Source organism: Vibrio cincinnatiensis, from assembly GCF_022113815.1.
Lineage (GTDB): Bacteria > Pseudomonadota > Gammaproteobacteria > Enterobacterales > Vibrionaceae > Vibrio > Vibrio cincinnatiensis_A.
On the sequence record NZ_SGOM01000008.1, the window covers coordinates 54,123 to 77,202 of the forward strand.

Here is a 23,080-nt window from a genome sequence, read left to right on the forward strand (position 1 = left end):
CTCTAAAAACAGTGAGGATAGAGCGCTTACTTAATGACTACTTACTGCGTTTTACCGCCATATGTGCCAGCGCAATTAACGCTTGTTTATAGTCACTCTCTGGCAGAATAGACAGCTCAGCAATGGCTTTATCGGCTTCTTCTAGCGCTTTAGCCGTCGTGTACTCCAAAGAACCTGTTTGCTGCATCGTTGCTAGAATAGCGTCCAGTTTTTCCATTCCATTGGCTTGTTCAATAGCTTCTCTAATCATCAAAGATTGTTCACCTGTACTATTGCGCATCGCATGGAGCAGGGGAAGAGTCGGTTTTCCTTCGGCTAAATCATCACCAACATTTTTACCCATCTCTTTACCATCGGCAGTGTAATCCATGACATCGTCAATCAGTTGGAAAGCGGTGCCTAAATACTTACCGTAATTTTGTAGAGCTTGTTCGATTAGAGGTGGAGCATCACACAATATTGCGCCAATCTGGGTGGCGGCTTCAAACAAACGAGCCGTTTTAGAATAGATGACCTGCATGTAGCTTGCTTCAGTCGTATCAGGATCATTACAATTCATCAACTGCAGCACTTCACCTTCAGCGATCACATTCACGGAATGGCTCATCAACTTGAGGATCTTCATGGATCCTAATTCCGTCATCATCTGAAATGAGCGGGTATAAATAAAATCGCCGACCAACACACTGGCGGCGTTACCAAACATGGCATTTGCCGTGGCTTTACCTCGGCGCATATCGGATTCATCCACAACATCATCGTGTAGCAAGGTTGCGGTATGAATAAACTCAATAAAGGCGGCAGCGAGCGTGTGCCCCTCACCTTGGTAACCTAATGCTTTTGCCGACAAAATGGCAAGTAGGGGGCGTAGGCGTTTTCCCCCGCCACTGACAATATAAAAGCCCAGTTGGTTGATAAGTGAGACATCAGAATTGAGTTGAGCAAGTATCGTTTCATTCACTTTTGCCATGTCATCGGCAGTAAGCGATTGGATAGCTTTAAAATCCATTATAAATCCGGCTGAAGTTAGAGCGTGTAAGGCATAATGTTCTTCTTGAGTTATTGAATAATACACTAAAAAACATTGATTAATACATGGCTTAAAGGCATGATTGCGCCACTTTTGTTTGGCGATTAGCTTTTCGCCAATTTTTTTAAAATATGGCTTGTCATAGGAACGTCATTCACGTAGAATCTGCGCCCTATTGATGATTAGTTTAGCGCACACCCTTTTTGCTCAAATTACAAGCATAGGCTGTGCGGAAAGAGCGGAGTAAAATATGTACGCTGTTTTCCAATCTGGTGGTAAACAACACCGTGTAAGCGAAGGTCAAACTCTTCGTTTAGAGAAATTAGACGTTGAAACTGGTGCAACAGTGGAATTTGATAAAGTTCTTCTTGTTGCTAACGGTGAAGAAATTCAAGTTGGTGCTCCTCTTGTAGAGGGCGGTAAAGTGACTGCTGAAGTGGTACAACATGGTCGTGGCGATAAAATCAAAATCGTTAAGTTCCGTCGTCGTAAACACTCTCGTAAGCAACAAGGTCATCGTCAGTGGTTCACAGAAGTGAAAATCACTGGTATCAACGCTTAAGTTATTAGGAGAGTTTAACAATGGCACACAAAAAAGCTGGTGGTTCTACTCGTAACGGCCGCGATTCAGAAAGTAAACGTCTTGGTGTTAAGCGTTTTGGTGGTGAATCTGTATTAGCAGGTAACATTATCATTCGTCAACGTGGTACTAAGTTCCACGCTGGTAATAACGTAGGTATTGGTAAAGACCATACTCTATTCGCTCTATCTGATGGTAAAGTGAAGTTCGAGACTAAAGGTCCTAAGAACCGTAAATTCGTTAGCATCGAAGCTGAATAAGTTTAGTTTCTCGCTGAATTTAAAAGCCCTGCCATTTTGGTAGGGTTTTTTGTTTATAGATAGAGCAGATAACACGGCATCTATGAATCAATGGGTGACTTGTTATGTGTTCCTAAGCAGAAAAGGAGGGTGTTGCTCACTCCCCTTAGGCTTCTGCTAAAATAGATATCATGGGTATCCAATGATATTGCACGCAAGTAATGCGGAGTAAGAAATGAAATTCGTTGATGAATCGGTAATAAAAGTTCAGGCCGGCGATGGTGGTAATGGTGTTGTTAGCTTTTGGCGAGAAAAATTTGTGACCAAAGGCGGCCCGGATGGTGGTGACGGTGGTGACGGTGGTGATATTTATATGCTCGCCGATGAAAACCTCAATACATTGATCGATTACCGTTTTCAGCGCTTCTATGAAGCCGAACGTGGTGAGAATGGACGTGGGGGTAATTGTACGGGTAAACGGGGTAAAGATAAGGTTTTACGCGTTCCTGTTGGTACTCGTGCGGTCGATATTCACACAAATGAAGTGATTGGTGAAGTGGCTGAACATGGCAAGAAAGTAATGATTGCTAAGGGTGGCTGGCATGGGTTAGGTAATACCCGTTTTAAATCCTCAGTGAACCGAGCGCCACGTCAGAAGACTATGGGCACAAAAGGTGAAGTTCGTGAAATTCGCTTAGAGCTACTCTTATTAGCCGATGTGGGTATGCTGGGTTTGCCGAATGCCGGTAAATCGACATTTATTCGCGCCGTTTCAGCGGCAAAGCCGAAAGTGGCGGATTATCCATTTACGACCTTGATTCCAAGCTTGGGAGTGGTGAGTGTCGTTCCAGAGAAAAGCTTTGTTGTTGCAGATATTCCTGGGCTGATTGAAGGAGCGGCAGATGGTGCTGGTTTGGGCATTCGCTTCTTGAAGCATTTGGAACGCTGCCGTGTGCTATTACACATGATCGATATCATGCCAGTTGATCAAAGTGATCCTGTGCAAAATGCACTCACGATCTTGGACGAACTTGAGCAGTACAGTGAAAAGCTGGCTCAGAAGCCTCGTTGGTTGGTGTTCAATAAAGTTGATTTGATGTCTGAAGATGAAGCCGATGAGATCATCCAAAATGTGCTTGATGCATTGGGCTGGGAAGATCAATATTTCAAAATTTCTGCTATTAATCGTCAAGGAACCAAAGAGTTATGCATGAAGCTGGCTGACTTTATGGAAACACTTCCTCGTGAGCAGGAAGCGTTATCGGCTGAGCAAAAAGTTGAGTTTATGTGGGATGATTACCATAAAGACGCGATGGCGGGCCACGATGTTGTCACTGAAGAAGATGATGATTGGGACGATTGGGATGACGAAGAAGATGACGGGCATGTTATCTATGTTCGAGAGTAATTTCTGAACCTTATCGTTAGCTTGTTAAATACTGAAAATATTTAGCCGCAATTTTGATTGCGGCTTTTTTATATTCTAAATCATGTTGTTGTGATGAAAATTATTGCAAAATAGAACGGTTGTTTCTCTAGGTCGTTAGGAAAGGAATCATGACATCTAAACAAAGGGCCGTTTCTCGTTTAATTGCTCAAGCTGGACAAATGCTACAAGCTCATGGAGCAGAAAGTACTTTAATCGGGGATATTATGCGCCGAATGGGGTTGGCATTAGGTATGAGTGAAGTTGAAATCTCACTGTCGGCCAGCTCTTTAGTGGTGACGACTGTTTATCAACAACACTGCATTACGACCGCTCGTCGCTGTGCTGACCGAGGCATTAATATGCGCGTGGTTACTCAAATTCAACGGATCTGTATCTTGGCGGAAAAAGGTTTGTTGGATCACTCAATGGCTCAAGACAAGCTGAACCGAATTACCCCTGAGCGTTATAATCGTTGGCTTGTTGTGGTCATGATTGGCCTTTCTTGTGCCGCATTCAGCCACTTAGCGGGGGGAGATTGGATGGTTTTTGCCATGACATTTCTCGCTTCGGCCGTAGGAATGATTGTTCGCCAAGAAATTGGCCATCGCCAATTTAATCCATTACTTAATTTTGCGGCGACAGCATTTGTTACCTCTCTTATTTCAGCTCAAGCGGTAATGTACCAACTGGGAAATAAACCAACGCTGGTTATGGCATCCTCCGTATTGATGCTGGTTCCTGGTTTTCCTCTTATCAATGCGGTTGCTGATATGCTTAAAGGTTATATTAATATGGGGATCGCTCGCTTTGTGATGGCGAGTTTACTGACGTTTGCCACCAGCTTAGGCATTATTGCGGCAATGAGTATAACTGGAATTTGGGGGTGGTAAGTATGCTGACATGGTCACTTTTTTTAGGGTTACTCAACGATATGTTGTTTGCTTCTATTCCTGCTGTAGGCTTCGCCTTAGTCTTTAATGTACCCGTTCCCGCTTTAAAATATTGTGCATTAGGAGGGGCGATAGGCCACGGCTCTCGTTACCTTATGATGCACTTTGGTATTCCTATTGAGTGGGCTACGTTTTTTGCCGCGACTCTTGTTGGTATGATTGGCGTGCAGTGGTCTCGTCGTTTTTTAGCACACCCTAAGGTATTTACCGTTGCTGCATTAATTCCGATGGTACCCGGTGTTTTTGCTTATAAGGCGATGATTGCAATGGTGGAGATTAACCACCTAGGCTTTACCCCTGAATTATTGGGAACCTTGATGGAAAACTTTTTAAAAGCCATGTTCATTATTGGTGGTTTAGCGGTTGGCCTTGCGGTTCCTGGGCTGCTATTCTACCGCCGCAAACCTATCGTATAATGCTGATACCGTGCTTGAACAAAAAGAGGATGCGCTGATGATCATCAGTATGATTGCCGCGATGGCAAACGAGAGAGTAATTGGTAAAGATAATCAAATGCCATGGCATTTACCGGCTGATTTTGCTTGGTTTAAGCGTTGTACAATGGGCAAACCTGTGATTATGGGGCGTAAAACTTACCAGTCTATTGGTCGTCCATTACCGGGAAGGCAGAATATTGTGATTAGCCGCGATCCTCACTTGATGATTGAAGGTGTGGAGGTGGTTTCTTCACTGGCAGCCGCACTGGCGAAAGCGGGGGAGGTGCCTGAAGTGATGATTATTGGCGGTGGAAGTATTTATGCTGAATGCTTACCTTATGCAGGTAAGCTTTATATTACCTGCATTGATGCTCAGTTGGCCGGAGATACTCAGTTTCCCGAGTGGGGAGAGGATTGGTATGAGTGTTACCGTGAGCACTATTCTGCAGATGAGAAAAATGCCTATTCAATGGACTTCACTATTTTAGAGCGTAAGTTTGTAGAACCTAGAACCTAGAACCTAGAACCTAGAACCTAGAACCTAGAACCTAGAACCTAGAACCTAGAACCTAGAACTTCTCGCCTAATGCTGGCTGCTGAAAGTATTGTTTATCCTCCCAGCGTAGCATGGTTAAAGGACCTCCCCATACGCAGCCAGTATCTAAACCGATCACTTGTTCATCTGCATACCCTTCAAGTGCAGCCCAGTGGCCAAAGAGTACAGTTTTCTTCAGTGGAATACGTTGCGGTAAAGTAAACCATGGCATTAAATCCCCTTTACTCACTTGTGCTGGAGGGAGTTTGCAGGCCATATCTAATCGTCCATCAGAAAAACAAAATCGCATACGAGTGAAAGCGTTAATGATATATCGATAACGTTCAATACCTTGTAGTTGGGCATCCCAGAGATCGGGGGTATTGGCGTACATATTGGCTAATAACCATGGCCAGTGTTGGCTGCGTAGAACTAGCTCGACTTCTTGTGCGGCGGCTCTTGCTGTGGCTAAGTCCCACAGAGGAGATATACCTGCATGAGTAAGAACAAATTCAGGATGTTCGAGTAATAATGGAAGTTGACGCACCCAGTTCAATAATTCGTCGGCATCGTCAGACTCAAAAATAGCCAGAGTTTTGTCCTTCTTTTTTACGGGGTGAATCCCTTGTGCGACGGCTAATAAGTGCAAATCATGGTTACCTAATACGGCCTTTGCTGAACCTTCTAACCCTCTAATAAATCGCAGGGTTTCTAGTGATTTAGGGCCTCTAGCGACTAAGTCTCCAGCCAACCATAAGGTATCTTTTTGAGGAGTGAAATGGGCTTGCTCAAGGAGTTTGTATAATTCATCTAAACACCCTTGAATGTCACCGACAATATAGTTAGCCACAATAGATCCGTTAATTTAGTACGTTAGGGACAGCCAAACGAAATGGCTCAATGTCTGTGATAAAAGTCTCACCCGCATGATTGAGGAATGTGTAGTGTCCTTGCATGACTCCAACGGGCGTTTCTAGCGCTGTACCACTGCTGTATGTGTATTCATCATTTGCAGCAATGATTGGTTGTTCTCCGACAACACCTTCACCTTCAACATGCATTTGTTTTCCATTGGCGTCGGTGATAAGCCAGTGACGCCGAGTCAATTGTACTGTTTCATTACTGAGGTTTCGTATGGTAATTAAATACGCGAAAACATAGCGGTGGTAATCAGGTTCAGACTGTTCTGCGATGTATTTAGTCTGGACTTGAATCGTGATACAAGGCTGGGAAGTATCCATAAGCCCTCCTTATTCTTCTATCAAGACGAAGAAAATAAGGATGGGTTTTCCATCCTTACTTTTTTAAGCATGGTGAGCATCAAGCCAGTTAGCCATGGCAACAAACTGGGCCAACGTGAGGTTTTCTGGACGCATGCTGGCATTTATTTCTAAGTGAGCAAAAGTCTCATCATCCAGTAGGCCTTTATAGCAATTGCGCACGGTTTTACGTCGTTGGTTAAAGCCTTCTCTTACGACTCTGTCTAACCATTTTAAACTCGTGGTGGGATGAGGAAGCTGCTCATAAGGAACGAGCCTTACTACCGCTGAATCTACTTTGGGTGGTGGAACAAAAGCGGTTGGTGGTACTTCCAGTACAGGCACGACTTTGCAGTAATATTGCGCCATAACGGTTAATCGTCCGTAGGCTTTGCTTCCTGGACCTGCCGCTAAACGATTGACCACCTCTTTTTGCAACATGAAGTGCATATCTTGAATATCTTTGTGGTATTCAAATAGATGAAACATCAATGGTGTGGAAATGTTATAGGGTAAGTTACCAAAAATTCGTAGCTTATTGTTGGGCCTAACCAGTTGGCTAAAGTCGAAGCGCATGGCATCGCCTTCATAGATGGTCAGTTTCTCAGCCAGATCTGGATGATTACGTAATCGCTCAGCCAGATCACGGTCAAGCTCAATGACCGTGAACTTATCAACTTCACGGCCTACGGGCTCTGTGATTGCCCCCAAACCGGGTCCGATCTCAACTAAATTTTGACCGGGAAGAGGGTTGATCGCAGAAACGATACCATCAATGATATAAGGATCGTTTAGAAAGTTTTGACCAAAACGTTTACGCGCTTTGTGTCCTAAATGGACATCATTTCTCATAGTTTTCTCGAATTATTGCGTTCTTTTATCAACAAGGGTGATAGCTTGAGCCAGAGCGGTTCTAAAACTGCCCACATCAGCTTGGCCACTTGCGGCAAGATCTAATGCAGTACCGTGATCGACAGAGGTACGAATAAAAGGTAGGCCTAAAGTAATATTGACTGAGCGCCCAAAGCCTTTGTATTTCAGCACTGGTAGTACTTGATCATGATACATGCCTAATACGGCATCAGCTTGCTGTAAATATTTGTCATTAAAGATGGTATCGGCGGGTAAGGGCCCGATCAGATTGATACCTTCTTGCTGACGCAGTTTTTCCAAGGTTGGGGTAATGGTATCAATTTCCTCATGACCGAGGACACCATCTTCTCCCGCATGTGGATTGAGGCCGCAGACATAGATCGTTGGTTGTTCAATCGCAAATTTCTCGACTAAGTCCTTGTGGAGAATATGAATAATTTTTTCTAACCGTTCAGCAGTGACCGCTTTAGATACATAAGCTAATGGGATATGAGTGGTAACCAAAGCGACACGAAGCCCCTCTGTTGCCAGCATCATAACCACTAAAGGGGTGTTTGATTGCTCAGCAAAAAACTCTGTATGACCACTAAATGCCACGCCTGCTCGGTTGATAACCCCTTTGTGTACGGGGCCGGTGACAATAGCATCAAATTCGTTATTCATACAGCCTAAAGCGGCTCTTTCTAATGTTTTTAGTACGTAATGACCATTTGCTTCATTGAGTTGACCTGGAATGACAGTTTCGGCTACATCAACGTGCTCTACGACCAAAGACCCCGCTTGTTGAGGGCGAGGGGGCTGCTTTGGATCATAGTCAATAAGCTCAACAGGAATATCCAATAATTGAGATCGCTGCATTAGCATTGTTTTGTCAGCACAAATCACGACTTGATGTGGCCAACTTTCTCTTGAAAGATCAAGTACTAAATCCGGGCCTATACCGGCTGGCTCCCCAGCGGTGATAACAATGCGTTTAATCGTCATCTTGATTATCCTGTAAAACTTCTACGAAAGCTGCAGCACGTAATTCTTGTAACCAAGCACTGGCTTCTTCATTGAATTTTCGGTTAAACAAAATGCGGTAGGCTCGGTTTTTTAAGGCTGCATCGGTGCGATCCACATTACGACGATCGAGCACTTCTACGATATGCCACCCATGCACGGTTTTAAAGGGGGGGCTAATGGTTCCTACGGCGAGAGTTTCCACTTGGTGCTTAAACTCTGGTACGTAGAGGTCGGGGGTTTGATAGCCTAACTCACCATTTTGTGCCGCAGATCCTGGATCTTGGCTGTATTGTTGCGCTAATTCCGCAAAGCTGGCTTCTCCGGCGCGGATGCGGCGAATGAACTCTTCAAGCTCTTTCTGTGCCCCTTCATCACTTAAAATGATGGTTGGTTTGATTAAAATATGACGAGCATTGACCTCGGTTACCGCTACCGTTTCCAGCCCTTTTACATCGTCGATTTTTAGAATATGAAAGCCGACACCACTGCGAAATGGGCCTATGATGCTGCCTTTATTCTGCATTTTTATCTGATCAGCAAAAATCGTCGGCATCTCTTCTTTACGCATCCATCCCCAATCTCCACCTTGCAGTGCTTTGGGTCCTTTAGAGTAAGTGAGAGCCAACGTACTGAAATCGGCACCATGATTAAGCTGTTCCACGAGTTTTTTCGCTTGTTCTTCAACTTGCGATTTCTCTTGTCCTTCATTGAAGCGTAGTTGAATGTGACGGATTTTATACTGAACCGTCGCATTTGTTTCTTGTGCCAGTAATTCAGCCAGTGTTTCTACTTCTGCCGGAATAATGTTAATTCGACGACGAACTAAAGCATTACGAGCCTCACTGGCGGCCATTTCTTTTCTGACCTGTTCTCGAAATTCGGCATATGTGAGCCCTTCAGCAGCAACAGAAGTGCGTAACTGTTCTGGTGTTTGTTGGTTGTTACGGGCTATTTCAAGGATTGCATCATTTAAGCGATTATCATCAATACGTACCCCAATGCGTTCCGCTTCTTGTTGTTGCAGGGTTTCGATAACTAGTTTTTCAATGACTTGTTCACGTAATACGTTTTCTGCTGGAAGGGTTTGTTGGTTTTGTTTTGCATTGGCTTTAACCGTTAATAGCGCACTATCAATCTCACTTTGTAAAATAACGCCACTGTTAACGATTATCGCGACACGATCCAATTCAACTGGCTGAGCCAGTACAGGGGCCGTACCCAGTAGAGTGACTAACGTGCATAATGCGGTGGTCCACAATTTCATTCCATGTCCTATCAAAATCGATGATCCTAAAGTTAGGTTCGTCATTAGTTATTCAAAAAGAAAGGGCGGCCATAACCGAGTGAATTACTTGACCCTTTAATTCCTGTCATACTTTCACTTGAGGTTACATTGGTACCAAAGCCAATAATTCCGATATTAAAGCTAAAGTTATTTTCATACTCTGGAGAGGCATGTGCATCAGTAATAAAGTCTCCTTTCCAACTTTTCAATTGGTTACTGTAAGCAAAGCCCATATACCAGCAGTCGGAGGTGTAACGTAAACCTATTAACCATTCAAGGGCTTCTTTCGTGGTTGTATCGTAAAAATATTGCCCATTCATTTGCCATTTTTGTGTCAGTTGGTAGCCACCGAGTAAACCAACTTGTGAAATACCATCTTTAGTAATCCGATTGACGGGAATGGTGTCTCCCACCGTATTCTCGATATATTCTTTGGTGACGTAACGGTAGTTTGTTTGGAGATACCCCCCCGTAAAGCGGTACTCTAATGTACTATTGGCTAACTGCATGGCGCTGGTATCAACATCGTATTGAATACCACCATGATAGAAGAGGTAGTCGTCATAGTTAAAATCCATTTCGATCGCCCAAGCCGAATAGCTGCTTTGCGATTCTTCCTCTTCTGGTTCGGTTAAATTACTCGCTTTTAGCCCCTTATCCAGATAGAAAATTTGTCCGAAGGCAATATTTAACCGTTCTTTGTATTGATCATCAAAGAAACGAGTCGATGCTCCATAGCTAATCTGGTTCGCTGGGGCGATATAATCAACACTGCTGTATTTACGGCTGCGGAACAAACCGTAGTAATCCATTTGTAACAGCGTGGTGTCATACAATGCGATTTTTTTCTGATCTTCCTTAGGAACGTACAGATATTGGATCTGGGGTTCTAGCGTTTGGGTGTAGTTATTAAAGAGTACCGTATCTCGCTCAAGGATAATTCCTGCATGGGTTCTAAATTCAGGGATGACTCGTGACACTTCTTCCTCAAGATCTTGATAATCACTACTGGTTACGCCCTTTAAATCTTGTTTGTAGTATGTACCGAGTACTCGAGCTTCAGTTGTCCATGTACCCCAAGTGTTACCCATAGGAATGGTTATGCCCGGTTCAATATGAACACGAGTAGCCGAAGGCTTTCCGGATGCATCGGTTTCAAAGCGGGAAATATGACTTTTTAGATCCAGATCTAGGTAGCGTAGTACTTCTGGGGCATAGTAGTTAAAAGCGAGTTGCGGCATTAACCGATAAGGTTGGTTATCGCCCGTAGTTAATACCTGAAAATCTCTAGCCAGCAACGAAGCATCCCATGATGCGCTGCGGTAAGTGACTCGGCCCTGTTGAATCAATTGACCATCTTCACGATGACCGACCCCCGAGCTGAGGTCTGAGAAATATTCAATATCACTAACCCGAGAGTAGTCGAGATCAAACTTCCAAGCTTGCTGATAAATACCACTGTGTTTGTATTGGAAAGCCCAGCGATCCCCTTTTTCTGGGTATAGGCTATCATCGGGTAAATATTCAGCTTTAATATCGCCTTGACCATAGTCGGTGAGATAGCGGAAAAGTGTACTCAGTTGCGTTCCACGGTTCTCCATATAGTGAACCGTTGTCTCTAGATCATAGTTTGGTGCTAAGTTCCAATAGAAAGGTACTGCAGCTTCAAATCCATCTCGTGAACCGTATGAGAAGCTTGGATAGAGAAAGCCCGTTTTACGTGTATCACCAATCGGTACCGTTAGGTATGGTAAATAGAAAATCGGGATATTTTGCACTTCCAAGCGTGGGTTATAAAATGTCGCTTGTTCCTCGTCTTGATCAACATCGATGCTTGAGGCTCGTAGTCGCCAGGCGTTGTCTCCTTCAGGGCACGACGTGATTGAACCATCTTCAATTTCATACACCGCTTTACCTGTTTTCGCGATATAAGCGGCTTGTCCTCGCCCTGGCTGACATAAGAATTGATATTGCGTATTTTCCAATGTCATTTGATCGGTATTTAAATTATTGGTCGCCCGATCAGAGGTTGTTTTGACTTGGCCATCGCTAAATTTTACGTCCCCTTCTGCAATCACAATGTTGTCTTGTTGATGTAAGGTTACACTGTTTGCGTGGATCTGCTTTTGCCCCTGAATAACAACCACATTACCCGAATAGGTTGCTCGTTCCCCATTAATTGCTTCTAGCTTATCCGCTTCGACATTGATAGGCTGTGCGCTCGGATTTTCCGATTCAGGCTGGTTAACTAAGCATTGATCGATAGTGGGCAGTTCCTGCACACTCTCATCCACCGTGGTGTCTGCTTGAGTCTGTGGCGCAAAAAGCGCGGCGCTAATGGAAGCGGCTAAAAATGTGCGGGAAAAACGTGACATCGAGTTGTACTATCCTGTTGAGCTTGTTTGATTCCGACTTTAGGAGTGATAAGTCAATAAAATGTTCCCTATCATAAAGGAATTTAACGCTCCCGGCACTATCAGACCACAGCACACCTAAAAAATTCATAGATTGAGAGCACATAAATGCATATTTTTGGCAAAATACTTGGCGCTTTCTTCGGTTTCCTATTTGGGGGACCGTTTGGCGCAGTCTTTGGCTTTTTCCTTGGCCATCAATTTGATAAAGCCCGTCAGCGTAGCCAGAATCCATTTGCTACAGGGGGCTTTAATTCCTCTGGTCCCAGCCAGTCAGAGCGACAAGAAGAGTTTTTTAAAGCGGCTTTTGCTGTGATGGGACATGTAGCAAAAGCGAAAGGGCAGGTGACGCAACAAGAAATCCACCTTGCGAGCGTGATGATGGAGCGCATGAATTTACATGGTGAGCAACGTCGTGCTGCACAAGAGGCATTTCGAGAGGGGAAAGGGGCCGATTTTCCATTACAAGAAACATTAGAGAATGTACGTTTTTTTACCGGTGGTCGGTTTGATTTATTACAGTTTTTCCTTGAACTTCAGATTTCAGCGGCTTTCGCTGATGGTGATTTACATCCTAGTGAACGGCAGGTTCTACATAAAATTGCGCAGGGACTCGGATTTTCCTCAGAGCAATTAGAACGTCGATTACGTATGCAAGAAGCGGCCTTTCGTTTTCAATCCGCTGGTGGCTTTAGTGGGGGTTTTGGCAGCGAACAAGATCGCCATTCTGGCTCGGGGCAATGGCAACAAGCAAGCGCTCGAAATCGATTGGCGGATGCTTTTTCAGTGTTGGGTGTCAGCGAAGATGCTGATGCAAAAGAGATTAAGCGAGCTTACCGTAAATTAATGAATGAACATCACCCAGATAAGCTAATGGCAAAAGGGTTACCGCCTGAGATGATGAACATGGCGAAAGAAAAATCACAAGAAATCCAACATGCTTATGATCTGATTAAAAAAGAGAAGGGCATTAAGTAACGGACAACGGAAAGTTTTACTCATTTCCCCGATAACGCTGAGAAAGGGCATCGGGGATGGCCGTTCTCAGCTTTTCAGAGCAAAAAAAATCCCAGTCATTGACTGGGATTTAAAATTTGGCTCCTCCTGCTGGGCTCGAACCAGCGACCTGCGGATTAACAGTCCGTCGCTCTACCAACTGAGCTAAGGAGGAATAAATTTTTATGGTGCCGACTACCGGAATCGAACTGGTGACCTACTGATTACAAGTCAGTTGCTCTACCTACTGAGCTAAGTCGGCCTAATTAAACAATGTATTCACACTGTTCAAAAATTTGGCTCCTCCTGCTGGGCTCGAACCAGCGACCTGCGGATTAACAGTCCGTCGCTCTACCAACTGAGCTAAGGAGGAACAATCTTTTAAGATAAATGGTGCCGGCTGCCGGAGTCGAACTGGCGACCTACTGATTACAAGTCAGTTGCTCTACCAACTGAGCTAAGCCGGCGCATATTTATCTTTTCATGGTATCGGTATCGCACCAATACTCATTTGAATAATGGTGCCTCGAGGCGGAATCGAACCACCGACACGAGGATTTTCAATCCTCTGCTCTACCGACTGAGCTATCGAGGCAACGGGGTGTATTAAACGAGTTTTCCGATTCTTCGTCAACAGTAAAATGCAAAAAAAAACTCGTTTGGTGATTTTCTATACTTAGCGGGCTATTTTTGCTCATTTTGGATGGAAAAAGCTAAGGAAACAGGGGAATAAAGGTAAATTAGTGTCAGACGGAAGCCTTCTCCATTTTTTAACGGTCAGAGACAATAAAGGCGTATTTGGTACGCCTTTATTTGTTATCCAGAGAGGTCAGGAAGTTGTTGTTTATCTTACTTCATTTTTAATGCTGAATTTACTTACCCATTGCTCAAGCTCATGGGCTAAATGAGTCAATGTGCGGGTACTTTGGTGGCTTTCGGTCACGACATGGCTTAAATCAGTTCCACTTTGCTCAATCATATTGATGCGTTGAGAAATATCGTCACTCACCTGTGTTTGCTCTGCTGCTGCTGTGGCAATTTGGTGACTCATGGAGGAGATACTTTCCAGAGCACTAACAATTAAACCTAATGCTGCAGAAGCATTTTCTGATTCCGTTACCGTGCTTTGGCTCGTTTGTGCGCAAATTTGCATACTATCAATAGCATTGCGAGAACCAGATTGAAGGTTTTGGATCATTTGTTGGATTTCTTTCGTACTGGTTTGAGTTCGTCCTGCAAGGTTACGAACTTCATCGGCGACAACCGCAAAGCCTCGACCTTGTTCACCAGCTCGAGCGGCTTCAATCGCTGCATTCAGAGCCAGTAAGTTGGTTTGTTCGGCAATATCGCCAATGACATTGAGTACTTGAGCAATGTTGTTCACCTCATTATCAAGCTCTAACACGGCTTGGCTAGCTGTTTGTAGTTGATCGGCAAGACCTTGAATATTACCTACAGCATTATGGATAAGTTGTTGTGTTTGTTGGCTTTGCTTGTCTGCTTCATCGGTATTTAATGCCGTGTCTTGTGCTGAATGAGCCACTTGAGTTGCTGAAGAGGCCATTTCTGTCATTGCGGTAGCGATCATTTCTGTTGATTGTTGTTGGGTTTCTGTCAGAGCCGCAATCGAGTGGGAGCGATTTTCGACCTCAGACAATTCTCCCCGTAAAGCCATCATTGATGCCTCTAAGTTTTGGACCAACTGAGCTAAAGAAAGGCTCATTTGTTGTACGGCACCATAAATACTGTCTTTGGGAGCTTGTTCTGTAAATTGAGTATAAATATCACCATCAGCGACCGATTGTACTGCATTTCGTACGTCATTAGGCTCTCCACCAAGCAGTGCTAATATTTTTCGAATTGCGTAAACGAGAATAAGGAAAATACCACCTGCGATGGCAAAACAGAGAGAAACTTGCCACTGTGCGGTTGACCAAAAACGGGCATTAGCTTCATTAAACCCAATACCGGTTCCCACCACCCAGCCCCAATAAGGGGTTTTTTGTGCAATCGAGAGTTTTTCTTCGATAGAGCCATCAGCTTGTTTTTGTGTCCAAGTATATTCCACAAGCTGTGAACGCTTATTGGCAAGAACATCTTGAATCAGTTTGCCCACACTGTTGCCTTGTCCATCTTTAAAATCGTGGAAACTGGTACCATGAAGTTGAGGATCGAGAGGGGCGGCAATAAACATCATGTCTTTATCTGCGACATACACGTATTCGTTATCTTTATAGATGTTATTACGCATCAAACGCGTTGCTAATGCTTTTGCTTCGGTTTCTGATAACTTTCCTTCTTGAGACATCTTCTCAACTTCTAGCAGAATATTGTAAGCACTTTGGAAGTGTTCTGTTACACGCGCTTTATTATCAAGATTACTAGCAACACGAAGTGTCCAAAGCCCCGTCGCAGTGAGAGCAAGCAAGGCAATTAAGATAATTCCTGATAAAAAATAAGATTGAGTTTTCAGTTTCATATGCCACCCTCAAGCGATATTGAAGAATATTATTATGATTAAATTACAATAATATCAGCATAGAGCAAGTGAGGGATGTAGGATATGAGGAAGTTAGTAAACTATGACAGGGATTAAATTTTTTACTCGAAAAAAGTATCTATTGTAGAAATAAGCATCAAAAAGGCGAGGTGGTAGACAAAAAAGAAAACCCAGTCAAGGACTGGGTTTTGAATGGTGGCTCCTCCTGCTGGGCTCGAACCAGCGACCTGCGGATTAACAGTCCGTCGCTCTACCAACTGAGCTAAGGAGGAACAGCTTTAATATGGTGCCTCGAGGCGGAATCGAACCACCGACACGAGGATTTTCAATCCTCTGCTCTACCGACTGAGCTATCGAGGCAATAAATGGTGCCGACTACCGGAATCGAACTGGTGACCTACTGATTACAAGTCAGTTGCTCTACCTACTGAGCTAAGTCGGCGCACTTAATTTATTGCTTGTTGTTGCGATTGCACCAACAATAAAATTTGTGGTGCCCGGAGGCGGAATCGAACCACCGACACGAGGATTTTCAATCCTCTGCTCTACCGACTGAGCTATCCGGGCAACGGAGCGCTATTAAACGGATTTTCCTTCGCTGCGTCAACTGGTTTTTAGAAAAAAAAGGAAAAATTGGTTCAAGCGTCGTTATTTTAGGCAATTTAGCGCATTTTCTTATTTTTTATGGAAATCCTGTTTATAGCGAGTCACTTTTTCAAGGTAGCGCCTTGCTTCTGCATTTGGGTGTTTTTTGGTTAAGGCCCAATAAACTTGGTTTGGTTGCAGAGCGTTGAGATTTTTCATGGCACGCTGCCTATCACTATGAAATGTGCGTAAAACCCCACCCGTGCCTCCGTTGTAGGCTGAAATCATACTGTATTCTAAAGAGAGCGGCTGTTTTACCTCTTTAAGATAGCGATTTTTAAGGAGATAAAAGTATGCCGTTCCCGTATCAATATTATTTTCAGGGTTAAACAGATATTCTGGTGACGGTTCTCCAGAGCGATTTTTGACCAAATTAAAGACGTCGCGCCCTGCAGTTTTAGGCACAATTTGCATTAGCCCATAAGCATTGGCCCAACTGACGGCATAAGGGTTAAAGCTGCTTTCGGTTTTGATGATCGCATAGATCAAATCTTCTGGAATATCGTATTTACGTGATGCTTGGCGCACAATATCTGAGTATTGGTAGCTGCGGATCTGCATTTGATCTTCAACCATCGGGATTTCCACGTAATAGGATTTTTTAAAATCCACTTGTTTTACTTTGAGGTGGTGAGCTATCAAATAATCAGCAAAGCGGTTGGCGCGCCAGCTCCACTGGATCGGTTGTTTATCTTGATCGACCACCTGTTGATATAAAAAAGGTTGGCCTTTTAATTCGATATTTTTGGATGAAAAAAGGTCAACATTGGCCGGGTCATCAGGCGTTAGTAGCGTGGTCATGATCGCTTTTTTCAAGTGTACTTTGGGATCGGTAGGGGAGATGGTTTCCACCAATATTTTCCCATCACTAAAGTTAACTTCGGTACGGCTTAGGTAGTTATCTATGTATTTTACATAGTTACTTTTGCCGGCCATTTTTACTTCTTTACGCCCCCACCGTTTCTCGATATTGCCAGAAAAGCTATGAATTAGGGCATCAAGCGCTGCGGTATCTTTTTCAAATTGACCGGGTAATTGGGCAAGATTTTTCGCAAATCGATTGGTTGGCTCATAATTGATATCGTAAATACTTTCGATAAATTCTCGGCTACAACCGACCAAAAGCAGCAGAGTGGTCAGGCAATAAAAACACTTTTTCATGCATTTTCCGGACAAATATAGCGAGGAAATGAGGGCGAAAGCCCCAATTTCCATCGACGTTCAATGAAAGTTATGCTTGGCTTGGCGGGGTATAGCCTTCGATGTGGATATCTTTTCCTTCAAAGAGGAAATTCACCATTTCTTGTTCAAGGAGTTTACGATGTTCAGGATCCATCATATTCAGTTTTTTTTCGTTGATCAGCATTGTTTGCTTGGTTTGCCATTGCGCCCAGGCTTCTTTTGATATGTTATCGAAGATACGTTTTCCCAGATCTCCTGGGTAAAGCTGAAAATCCAGACCGTCAGCTTCTTTTTGTAGGCGAGCACAAAATACCGTGCGGCTCATAATGATTTCCTCTTGATGATTTATGAATGAATTTCAAACGGTAGGCCACTGATTAGCTGCTTAACGGGGGCTGCTAAACCGACTTCTTCCGGACGAGTTAAGTTATACCAAAGACCTTTGTTTCCTTCCATGATGATGTCTGGTTTCTTGGACAGTTCCAATAAAACGGGCGTGATATCCAGATGGTAATGGCTAAAGGTATGTCGAAAGGCGATCAGCGTCTTTCGGTGTTGGATTTCGGCTTCATGAATACCACGTATAGCCAGAGTGTGCGCAATGTTCATCTCTGTGTGTTGTGGAAAGCAAAATAACCCCCCCCAAATACCAACTTGTGGCCGCTGTTCAAGCCAAACTTCCCCTTGGTGATAAAGAATAACAAACCAAGTTTGTTTGGTAGGTTTTTCAGTTTTGGGTTTTTTGGCTGGGTAATCGAGTGGGTTGCCTTGTTCTTTGGCTATACAGAATGATGCCACTGGGCATAATGAGCATTTAGGTTTGCTACGGGTGCAGATCATTGCCCCCATATCCATCATTGCTTGGTTATATTTATCGACATCCTTGGTTGGTGTGTGTTGTTCTGCATATTTCCATAGTTGATTCTCTACCGTTTTCTTTCCCGGCCAGCCTTCGACGGCAAAGCAACGAGCCAAGGTTCGCTTTACGTTACCATCTAAAATAGCGTGGGGCTTGTTAAAAACAGAGGAAAGCACGGCTGCAGCCGTTGAACGGCCGATACCCGGTAATGCATTCATCAGTTCAAGTTGGGTTGGAAACTGTCCGTTATATTCTTCCACTACAATTTTAGCGGCTTTGTGTAAATTACGAGCTCTAGCGTAGTAACCCAGCCCCGTCCAGTAATGAAGCACTTCATCTTGTTCGGCATGAGCTAAATCGATAACGCTTGGGAAGCGAGACATAAATTTCTGATAATAAGGAATAACAGTGGCTACTTGTGTCTGCTGGAGCATGATCTCCGAGATCCAGACACTATAAGCGCTTTTGTTCTGTTGCCAGGGAAGGTCTTTACGACCGTAAGCGTCATACCAAGTAATAATAGCCTTAGCAAATGGGGTCACAACTTACTCATGATAATAAAAATAGTGGAGCAAAATTGCACCACAGAATGGCCTCAAAGTACAACCGATAAATTATAGGGATATCGATTGGGGGGGGGGATGGTGATTGCTCACATCTTCGTTTTTAATTAAAAAATCGTTGTTAGAGACTGAACAATAACACTTGCACCACACGCAATTCTTTGGATAATCACACTCCCTTTCAGTCAAGATTAAAAAATAGACAGGCAATATCAATGAGTGAAGTAACCACGAACGAACGGAATGAAGACGGTAAAGTGATGCGCAGAATTCGCAGTTTTGTCCGTCGTGAAGGTCGGTTAACGAAAGGCCAAGAAGCGGCAATGAAAGCGTGCTGGCCAACCATGGGTATTGATTATCAGAATGAGCGACTCGATTGGGGGCAAGTTTTTGGTAATGATCACCCTGTTGTGTTGGAAATCGGTTTTGGGATGGGGGCTTCTTTGGTGGAAATGGCCAAAAATGCGCCAGAGAAAAACTTCATTGGTATTGAAGTTCATAGCCCAGGCGTAGGGGCTTGTTTAGCCTCGGCTCGTGATGCGGGTGTCACCAATCTTCGTGTGATGTGCCATGATGCGGTCGAAGTGTTTTCTCATATGATCCCTGACAATAGCTTGGCAACCTTGCAACTGTTTTTCCCTGATCCTTGGCATAAAAAACGCCACCATAAACGTCGTATTGTTCAGCTCGAATTTGCTGAAATGGTTCGTCAGAAATTATTGGTTGATGAAGGTGTTTTCCATATGGCAACAGATTGGGAAAACTATGCAGAACATATGATTGAAGTCATGAATCAGGCCCCTGGCTTTGTTAACTTAGCGGAGGAAGGCGATTATATTCCTCGTCCTGAGAGCCGACCTTTGACTAAATTTGAACAGCGTGGTCATCGATTGGGACATGGTGTTTGGGATATTCAATACCAACGCATCAGTTAAGTCTGGACAAGTTAGTCATGTGCGAAAGATACTAGTTTCAGCACAAAAGAACAGTAAAGCCAACATTGTGCTCTTCATGATGTTGGCTTTTTTAATCGCTCAACTCACTAACAATAATAAGTAACGTTCAGATTATGAAACCGACAGAACATATTTTGGCGAGCATTCTGGATGAAGTTCGCCCATTAATTGGACAAGGGAAGGTAGCTAACTAACTACATTCCCGCCTTAGCACAGGTGCCTAATCATAAATTGGCTATTGCGGTATACACCAACCGAGGTGACGTGATGAGTGCGGGGGATGCCCATGAAGGCTTTTCGATTCAATCGATTTCTAAAGTATTGAGTCTCACGCTAGCAATGGGGCTGTATAAACCCGAAGAGCTTTGGCGTCGAGTGGGGAAAGAACCTTCAGGGCAAGCTTTTAACTCTTTGATTCAGTTAGAAATGGAGCAGGGTATTCCGCGCAACCCTTTTATTAATGCTGGAGCTATTGTCATTGCAGATATGCTACATAGTCGGTTATCGGCCCCTCGTCAGCGGTTATTAGAATTTGTTCGTCAGCTCAGTGGGGAGCCACAAATTGTGTATGACAAAGTGGTCGCTACATCGGAAATGTTGCACAGTGATCGTAATGCCGCGATTGCTTATTTAATGCGTTCATTTGGTAATTTTGACAACGAAGTCATTCCTGTACTGAACAACTATTTTCATGCTTGTGCACTAAAAATGAGTTGTGTGGAACTGGCGAAAACGTTTAGTTACTTGGCGAACAAAGGGGTTTCTGTGCAGACTGGGCAGCGGGTGATCAGCGCCATGCAAAGTAAACAAATGAATGCCTTACTTGCCACCTGTGGTCTTTATGATGGGGCGGGTGAGTTTGCGTATCGAGTCGGTATGCCCGGAAAATCTGGTGTGGGCGGTGGCATTATTGCTATCGTACCCGGTGAAATGACCATTGCGGTTTGGTCTCCTGAGTTGAATTCTTCAGGAAATTCACTTGCGGGTACCAAAGTGCTCGAATTGCTTTCCGAGCGCATAGGGCGGTCCATCTTCTAAGGCCTTCATGGATTTTACCGTGAGGATCGAGTGTTAATCATCATCAACCATAAATGCGGCGAGTAGATCGTTGAGGAAGAGTTTTCCTTGCTCAGTGATCTGCCAATTCTGCGGGGTATCATGTAAATAGCCCATCTCTACGGCCCAATGAATGGTTGCTTCTATCGCGCTTAATGGCAGCCCAGTGGTCTCGGTAAAATCGTGTTTTGGACAAGCTTCCAGCAGACGAAAGCGATTCATAAAAAATTCAAAGGGCCTATCAACCAACTCAACCTCATGTTCGCTATCTAAATACGGTTTCACCATATTTTGGTAGGCGGCTAAATACCCTCTAGGGTGTTTAATTTTGGTGGTACGAATGATTCGTCCATCGCTAAAGCTGACTTTACCGTGTGCGCCACAACCAATCCCTAAGTAATCACCAAACCGCCAGTAATTGAGGTTGTGTTGGCACTGATAGCCCGGCTTGCTATAGCCAGAAATTTCATACTGCACATAACCGGCTTGAGTTAACTTCTGATGCCCTAGCTCAAAAATATCCCATAGTGCATCATCATCAGGCAAAACGGGTGGCTGATAATGAAAAACGGTATTTGGCTCGATAGTTAACTGATACCAAGAGAGATGTGGAGGATCGAGGGCAATGGCTTGGTCAAGATCTTCCAGTGCTTGTGCTAACGTTTGATCCGGTAAACCATGCATTAGATCGAGATTAAAACTGGTTAAGCCTATCTGATGAGCAAGCTGAGCGGCATTCATGGCTTCTTGTTTACCATGAATTCGACCAAGGCGTTCAAGCTTTTCTTCTGCAAAGCTTTGTACTCCAATGGAAATTCGCGTCACTCCCGCTTTTCTGTATCCCGCAAAACGTTCTGCTTCTACCGTCCCCGGGTTTGCCTCCATGGTGATCTCAATATCAGGCTTAAAAGGAATTCGTTGTGCTATTCCTTTCAGCAACTGCTCGATTCCTTGCGCCGAAATTAAGCTGGGAGTGCCTCCTCCAATAAAAATAGAGTGTAGGAGGCGTGGCGCATCGTTGAGGCGATATTTCTCAATGTCAGTATCGAGATCTTCCAATAACGCCTGAAGATATTCCTGTTCCGGAATCTCTGCTTTTACGGCATGAGAGTTAAAATCACAGTAAGGGCATTTCTGAACACACCAAGGAATGTGGACATAGAGGCTGAGAGCGGGAGGAGTAAGCATCATGTTCTCTTATTGGAGCGGGTGTTCAGTTAATAGGGTAAACAGTTGTTTGAGTGCTTGACCACGGTGAGAAAGCTGTTTTTTACGTATCGGCTCAAGTTGTGCTGAGGAGCACTGCTCTTCTGGCACCCAAAAGAGTGGATCATAGCCAAAGCCATTGCTGCCTTGAGTCTGAGTCAGAATCCGTCCTTCCCACTGACCATGACAAACAATGGGTGTCGGGTCATCAGCATGGCGCATCAAGACTAATACGCAGTGAAAGCGAGCGGTTCTTTGCGCTTCTGGCACTTCTTTTAGGGCCTCAAGCAGCTTTTCGATATTCTCTGCATCACTGGCATGATCACCTGCGTAACGTGCAGAGTAGATCCCCGGAGCGCCATGGAGGTAATCCACTTCTAGACCAGAATCATCGGCAATGGCAGCCAGCCCCGTTTCTTTAGCCGCATGACGAGCCTTGATTATGGCATTTTCAATAAAGGTGGTTCCCGTTTCTGCGACTTCTGATACTTTAAATTCACTTTGTGCGACAACGTCAAAGCCAAAATCGGCTAATAAGTCAGCCATTTCTCTTACTTTGCCTTGGTTTCCTGTGGCTAATACAATTTTTTTCATATTCTTCTCGTTAATGATGGGGAAGGTTACGGCTGCACGTAAAATTTTTGCGTAAAACGTAGTTTTCCGGTGCCTTTGTTTCCGGCTTCTACTGCAATATCAAAGGTAAGATTTTCCTCGTTGCTAATAGGAAATTCAGCAAGATAGTAAATCGCTTGCTCTTCCTTGATTTCTCGAAACTGAAGTGAGCGAGTTTGACCGATGAGATTACGAACCTGACCTGAAATGCGTGCTTCTAGCGCTGGCTTGCCTAACGATGCGGTATCTAACACACTGATATTTAAAACAGCAGAATAACCGTTGCGGGTTAATTGATAGCTACGCGCTACCTGCGGGGTTAAGAATGTAGAATTAAAGGCTGAGTAGTGAACCTCAATATCTTTAATCGTGATCGATTGTTCTGCGCTACTAGGTAGGGCAATGCAAGTGAGCAACAGGGCATATAACCATTGACGCATGGGATCTCTCCTAATAAAAAATACCCCAC

At 44.1% G+C, this 23,080-nt stretch carries 22 protein-coding genes, 9 tRNA genes and 1 pseudogene; 9 read left to right on the plus strand and 23 right to left on the minus strand.

The annotated features are described in order from the left end of the window. Window positions 1-37: 37 nt before the first annotated feature. The gene (gene ispB, locus EXA13_RS11255; protein WP_238133276.1) at window positions 38-1,009 is read right to left on the minus strand and encodes an octaprenyl diphosphate synthase; all 972 of its coding nucleotides are present in this window, start codon (window positions 1,007-1,009) and stop codon (window positions 38-40) included. A gap of 271 nt (window positions 1,010-1,280) precedes the next feature. Between ispB and rplU the strand changes: the two genes are divergently transcribed. The 6 genes from rplU (at window position 1,281) to folA (ending at window position 5,182) form a co-directional block, all read left to right on the plus strand. Then, entirely contained in the window at window positions 1,281-1,592 is a 312-nt protein-coding gene (rplU, locus tag EXA13_RS11260; protein WP_078926510.1) for a 50S ribosomal protein L21, read from the plus strand. A 20-nt stretch (window positions 1,593-1,612) separates the two neighbouring features. Next, window positions 1,613-1,870, plus strand: coding sequence for a 50S ribosomal protein L27 (gene rpmA, locus EXA13_RS11265; RefSeq protein ID WP_078926511.1), 258 nt, complete (start codon window positions 1,613-1,615; stop codon window positions 1,868-1,870). Between the two features lie 214 nt (window positions 1,871-2,084). Then, window positions 2,085-3,257: an Obg family GTPase CgtA gene (gene cgtA / locus EXA13_RS11270; protein ID WP_238133277.1), complete on the plus strand. Its 1,173-nt coding sequence runs from the start codon at window positions 2,085-2,087 to the stop codon at window positions 3,255-3,257. Window positions 3,258-3,406: 149 nt separating this feature from the next. Further along, window positions 3,407-4,168 (plus strand): threonine/serine exporter family protein, encoded by a 762-nt coding sequence (locus tag EXA13_RS11275; RefSeq protein WP_238115798.1) that lies wholly within the window; start codon window positions 3,407-3,409, stop codon window positions 4,166-4,168. A gap of 2 nt (window positions 4,169-4,170) precedes the next feature. Further along, entirely contained in the window at window positions 4,171-4,644 is a 474-nt protein-coding gene (locus EXA13_RS11280) for a threonine/serine exporter family protein (RefSeq protein WP_238115797.1), read from the plus strand. Between the two features lie 37 nt (window positions 4,645-4,681). Further along, window positions 4,682-5,182, plus strand: coding sequence for a type 3 dihydrofolate reductase (folA, locus tag EXA13_RS11285; protein ID WP_238115796.1), 501 nt, complete (start codon window positions 4,682-4,684; stop codon window positions 5,180-5,182). Window positions 5,183-5,234: 52 nt separating this feature from the next. Here the strand turns inward: folA and apaH are convergent, their stop codons facing one another. From apaH to lptD, 6 genes are all read right to left on the minus strand, one after another. After that, window positions 5,235-6,050 carry a bis(5'-nucleosyl)-tetraphosphatase (symmetrical) ApaH gene (gene apaH, locus EXA13_RS11290; protein ID WP_238133278.1) on the minus strand — a complete coding sequence of 272 codons (816 nt, stop codon included), beginning with the start codon at window positions 6,048-6,050 and terminating at the stop codon, window positions 5,235-5,237. Between the two features lie 10 nt (window positions 6,051-6,060). Further along, a complete protein-coding gene (gene apaG / locus EXA13_RS11295) occupies window positions 6,061-6,441 on the minus strand; it encodes a Co2+/Mg2+ efflux protein ApaG (protein WP_238133279.1) in 381 nt (126 codons plus the stop codon). Window positions 6,442-6,504: 63 nt separating this feature from the next. Then, complete coding sequence (gene rsmA / locus EXA13_RS11300; RefSeq protein ID WP_238133280.1) at window positions 6,505-7,311, minus strand: 16S rRNA (adenine(1518)-N(6)/adenine(1519)-N(6))-dimethyltransferase RsmA; 807 nt, start codon at window positions 7,309-7,311, stop codon at window positions 6,505-6,507. Window positions 7,312-7,323: 12 nt separating this feature from the next. Next, window positions 7,324-8,316 carry a 4-hydroxythreonine-4-phosphate dehydrogenase PdxA gene (pdxA, locus tag EXA13_RS11305; protein WP_238133281.1) on the minus strand — a complete coding sequence of 331 codons (993 nt, stop codon included), beginning with the start codon at window positions 8,314-8,316 and terminating at the stop codon, window positions 7,324-7,326. Next, window positions 8,306-9,601: a peptidylprolyl isomerase SurA gene (gene surA / locus EXA13_RS11310; RefSeq protein ID WP_238133282.1), complete on the minus strand. Its 1,296-nt coding sequence runs from the start codon at window positions 9,599-9,601 to the stop codon at window positions 8,306-8,308. Before surA ends, pdxA begins: the two co-directional genes overlap by 11 nt. Before the next feature lie 44 nt (window positions 9,602-9,645). Beyond that, complete coding sequence (gene lptD, locus EXA13_RS11315; RefSeq protein WP_238133283.1) at window positions 9,646-11,997, minus strand: LPS assembly protein LptD; 2,352 nt, start codon at window positions 11,995-11,997, stop codon at window positions 9,646-9,648. A gap of 147 nt (window positions 11,998-12,144) precedes the next feature. Between lptD and djlA the strand changes: the two genes are divergently transcribed. After that, a complete protein-coding gene (gene djlA, locus EXA13_RS11320) occupies window positions 12,145-13,014 on the plus strand; it encodes a co-chaperone DjlA (protein ID WP_238133284.1) in 870 nt (289 codons plus the stop codon). Window positions 13,015-13,131: 117 nt separating this feature from the next. On the opposite strand, the gene EXA13_RS11325 is transcribed toward djlA, so the two are convergent. The 13 genes from EXA13_RS11325 to mutY all read right to left on the minus strand — a co-directional run bounded on the left by EXA13_RS11325 (window position 13,132) and on the right by mutY (window position 18,760). Then, a tRNA-Asn gene (locus EXA13_RS11325) sits at window positions 13,132-13,207 on the minus strand. Between the two features lie 11 nt (window positions 13,208-13,218). Next, window positions 13,219-13,294 (minus strand) — tRNA-Thr (locus EXA13_RS11330). A 35-nt stretch (window positions 13,295-13,329) separates the two neighbouring features. Continuing rightward, a tRNA-Asn gene (locus EXA13_RS11335) sits at window positions 13,330-13,405 on the minus strand. 18 nt (window positions 13,406-13,423) lie between these two features. Further along, a tRNA-Thr gene (locus tag EXA13_RS11340) sits at window positions 13,424-13,499 on the minus strand. 52 nt (window positions 13,500-13,551) lie between these two features. Continuing rightward, window positions 13,552-13,627, minus strand: a tRNA-Phe gene (locus EXA13_RS11345). 249 nt (window positions 13,628-13,876) lie between these two features. Continuing rightward, the gene (locus tag EXA13_RS11350) at window positions 13,877-15,511 is read right to left on the minus strand and encodes a methyl-accepting chemotaxis protein (protein WP_238133285.1); all 1,635 of its coding nucleotides are present in this window, start codon (window positions 15,509-15,511) and stop codon (window positions 13,877-13,879) included. Between the two features lie 217 nt (window positions 15,512-15,728). Beyond that, window positions 15,729-15,804, minus strand: a tRNA-Asn gene (locus EXA13_RS11355). Window positions 15,805-15,816: 12 nt separating this feature from the next. Next, window positions 15,817-15,892: transfer RNA gene (locus EXA13_RS11360), tRNA-Phe, on the minus strand. A 6-nt stretch (window positions 15,893-15,898) separates the two neighbouring features. Beyond that, window positions 15,899-15,974 (minus strand) — tRNA-Thr (locus tag EXA13_RS11365). Between the two features lie 49 nt (window positions 15,975-16,023). Next, a tRNA-Phe gene (locus EXA13_RS11370) sits at window positions 16,024-16,099 on the minus strand. A 108-nt stretch (window positions 16,100-16,207) separates the two neighbouring features. Further along, window positions 16,208-17,338 (minus strand): membrane-bound lytic murein transglycosylase MltC, encoded by a 1,131-nt coding sequence (mltC, locus tag EXA13_RS11375; protein WP_238133286.1) that lies wholly within the window; start codon window positions 17,336-17,338, stop codon window positions 16,208-16,210. 70 nt (window positions 17,339-17,408) lie between these two features. Beyond that, on the minus strand, window positions 17,409-17,684 hold the full coding sequence (locus EXA13_RS11380; RefSeq protein ID WP_238133287.1) for an oxidative damage protection protein: 276 nt from the start codon (window positions 17,682-17,684) through the stop codon (window positions 17,409-17,411). 20 nt (window positions 17,685-17,704) lie between these two features. Next, complete coding sequence (gene mutY, locus EXA13_RS11385; protein ID WP_238133288.1) at window positions 17,705-18,760, minus strand: A/G-specific adenine glycosylase; 1,056 nt, start codon at window positions 18,758-18,760, stop codon at window positions 17,705-17,707. Between the two features lie 236 nt (window positions 18,761-18,996). Here mutY and trmB point away from each other — a divergent pair, with 236 nt between their 5' ends. Together trmB and glsB are read left to right on the plus strand one after the other, a co-directional pair. Then, on the plus strand, window positions 18,997-19,716 hold the full coding sequence (trmB, locus tag EXA13_RS11390) for a tRNA (guanosine(46)-N7)-methyltransferase TrmB (protein ID WP_238133289.1): 720 nt from the start codon (window positions 18,997-18,999) through the stop codon (window positions 19,714-19,716). Between the two features lie 134 nt (window positions 19,717-19,850). Further along, window positions 19,851-20,775: pseudogene (gene glsB / locus EXA13_RS11395) on the plus strand (glutaminase B). Between the two features lie 33 nt (window positions 20,776-20,808). On the opposite strand, the gene hemW reads toward glsB, so the two are convergent. From hemW to EXA13_RS11410, 3 genes are read right to left on the minus strand one after another with little or no spacing between them, the layout of a single operon-like run. Further along, entirely contained in the window at window positions 20,809-21,981 is a 1,173-nt protein-coding gene (hemW, locus tag EXA13_RS11400) for a radical SAM family heme chaperone HemW (protein WP_238133367.1), read from the minus strand. A 9-nt stretch (window positions 21,982-21,990) separates the two neighbouring features. Continuing rightward, window positions 21,991-22,593, minus strand: coding sequence for an XTP/dITP diphosphatase (locus EXA13_RS11405; protein ID WP_238133290.1), 603 nt, complete (start codon window positions 22,591-22,593; stop codon window positions 21,991-21,993). A gap of 26 nt (window positions 22,594-22,619) precedes the next feature. Further along, window positions 22,620-23,051 (minus strand): DUF4426 domain-containing protein, encoded by a 432-nt coding sequence (locus tag EXA13_RS11410; RefSeq protein ID WP_238133291.1) that lies wholly within the window; start codon window positions 23,049-23,051, stop codon window positions 22,620-22,622. Window positions 23,052-23,080 lie beyond the last annotated feature (29 nt).